This window comes from Oleiphilus sp. HI0086, assembly GCF_001635225.1.
The window spans coordinates 1-710 of record NZ_LWFZ01000009.1; the positions used below are offsets into that span (position 1 = coordinate 1).

Consider the following 710-nt stretch of genomic DNA (forward strand, 5'->3'; position numbering starts at 1 on the left):
CTTTGGCTTATCTGCACTCCTTTCCAATTGATGAGTTGAAAATAGACCGAAGTTTTATCAAACAGATAGAGAGCAAAGGGACAGCGATTATTGATGCGATTGTTTCTTTGTCACAAAGCTTCGGATTGAGGGTTGTTGCCGAAGGGGTTGAGACCCGTGAGCAACTGGAAATTCTTGCCGAGAAGAATGTTTCATCCGTGCAAGGCTATTACCACGCCAAACCAATGCCTGCCCATGAGTTTATTACTTGGGTTACCAAAGCCAAGCGTTGCGAGAACTAAAATTGAGGTCAGAGTAAAAAATTATTTTTTACTCTGACCTCAATTATTATTTAGCGAGTTCCTTGGTAACTAAATCGTATAGCTCTTGTGATCCAAACTTGGGGAGCGCTTGTTCATTAACAAAAAAGGTTGGTGTCTTGCTAACTTGCAAAGCTCGAATATCGTCCTTCTCCCGTTGAAGGCGAGCGCTTATCTCATCTGAAGTCATATCGGCTTTCGCCTGTGTAATATCTAAACCCGCTGCTTCGGCAATAGGCCAAGCTTTATCCGCAACAACTTTATGGTTAACCGTCCATTCGGCTTGGGCTATGAGTAGTGCTTCAAGTACCTCTTTGAACTTGTTTTGGAGTCGCGCAGCTTCAAGCATTCTAACGATAGCTTCAGAGCCTTGGTGAAAGGTTGCATACCGAAGTACGATGCGTACATCCT

At 43.7% G+C, this 710-nt stretch carries 2 protein-coding genes; one reads left to right on the top strand and one right to left on the bottom strand.

The genetic code is table 11. The annotated features are described in order from the left end of the window. On the top strand, window positions 1-281 hold a 281-nt coding region (locus A3756_RS00230; RefSeq protein ID WP_156490122.1), incomplete at its 5' end, for an EAL domain-containing protein. A 46-nt stretch (window positions 282-327) separates the two neighbouring features. Here the strand turns inward: A3756_RS00230 and A3756_RS00235 are convergent. Further along, on the bottom strand, window positions 328-710 hold a 383-nt coding region (locus A3756_RS00235), incomplete at its 5' end, for a thioredoxin domain-containing protein (protein WP_156490123.1).